3 protein-coding genes are annotated in these 1,305 nt (G+C 66.0%); all 3 read left to right on the forward strand.

Going from position 1 to position 1,305, the window contains the following annotated elements; translation table 11 throughout:
* On the forward strand, nt 1-331 hold a 331-nt coding region (locus tag RH91_RS19830), incomplete at its 5' end, for a transposase (protein ID WP_010165094.1).
* Entirely contained in the window at nt 328-675 is a 348-nt protein-coding gene (gene tnpB, locus RH91_RS19835; protein WP_010165096.1) for an IS66 family insertion sequence element accessory protein TnpB, read from the forward strand. The genes RH91_RS19830 and tnpB, both read left to right, overlap by 4 nt.
* A 61-nt stretch (nt 676-736) precedes the next feature.
* Nucleotides 737-1,305, forward strand: a 569-nt coding sequence (locus RH91_RS19840; protein ID WP_010165097.1) for an IS66 family transposase zinc-finger binding domain-containing protein, incomplete at its 3' end; no start/stop codon positions are given.

The following is a 1,305-nucleotide window of genomic DNA, read 5'->3' on the forward strand; positions in this document are numbered from 1 at the left end:
GGAGCAGAAGCTGGCGATCCTACGCGACGCATTCGGGCCGGAAGGTTCGGTTCGCTCAGCGATCGAGCGCCACGAGGTCGGCAGCGGCGCGATCTATACCTGGCGCCGGCAGGTGATGTCGGGCGCGTTGACCGGGGTGACTGTGCCGTCGCAACCTAGCTTCGCCGAGGTCCAGATCGCCGAGCCGGCAGAGGCCTTGCCGGCACCCGCTATCGCCCAGCCTGGCCTGGGTCGGATCAGGATCGAGCTGCCGTCTGGCGTGCGCCTGACTGTCGATTCATCGGTCGATGCCGACGCGCTGTCGCGCGTGATCGGCGTCCTGGCGCGATGATCCCGCTTCCCCCTTTGACACGGATATTCCTGGCCTGCGGCGCGACCGATATGCGTAAGGGGTTCGACGGACTGGCGGTGCTCGTACAGCAGGCATTGCAGCAGAGCCCGCATTCCGGCGCGCTGTTCGCGTTCCGCGGCAAGCGCGGCGATCTGGTCAAGCTGCTCTGGTACGATGGCCAGGGATTGTGCCTGTTCTCCAAGCGGATAGACCGTGGCCGGTTCGTCTGGCCGTCGACCGCGACCGGCTCGGTCGCCATGACTGCGGCCCAGCTTTCGATGCTTCTCGAAGGGATCGATTGGCGACGCCCGGAACGCACATTCGTGCCGTCGCTGGCGGGCTAAAAAGCACCGGATTTGGGCGGTTTTCGTGGCTCGAAGACGCTCGATCTGCTATGTAATCGCGGTGTCGGACGCAGGCTTTTCCTCCCCTGACAAAGACGCTCGCATCGCCGAGCTCGAAGCCGCATTGGCGTCGGCTCGCGCTGATATTTCCGCGCGAGACATCCTCATCGATACGCTGCGCGTGCAGCTCGCGCGTCTCAGGCGGATACAGTTCGGCACCTCTTCGGAGAAGCTGACCCAAGAGATCGCGCAACTGGAGCTAACGCTCGAAGAGCTCGAGGCCGAAGCTGTTGAGACCAGCACACACCGTGTCGATCCGGTCAGCGCAAAGCGGTCGCTGCCTATCCGCGCGCTCCCGGCCCACCTGCCGCGCGAGGAGCAGCGGATCGAGCCCGAGCAGGGCTGCTGCGCCTGTCCGGAGTGCGGCGGCGCTTTGCGTCCGCTGGGCCAGGATAGCGACGAGATGCTCGACGCCGTGCCCGTCCAGTGGCGAGTCGTGTGCACCATCCGCCCCAAGTATAGCTGCCGCTCCTGCGACAAGGTCGTCCAGGCCGCTGCCCCGGTGAAGGCGATCGCGCGCGGCAAGGCGACGTTCGCGACGCTGGCCCATGTCGTCGTCGCCAAGTTCGA

Source organism: Sphingomonas sp. PAMC 26617 (assembly GCF_000242835.1).
GTDB lineage: Bacteria > Pseudomonadota > Alphaproteobacteria > Sphingomonadales > Sphingomonadaceae > Sphingomonas.

Bases quoted from the DNA above. Each gene is read 5' to 3' on its own strand.
- tnpB (WP_010165096.1), top strand. From the start codon at position 328: ATGATCCCGCTTCCCCCTTTGACACGGATATTCCTGGCCTGCGGCGCG.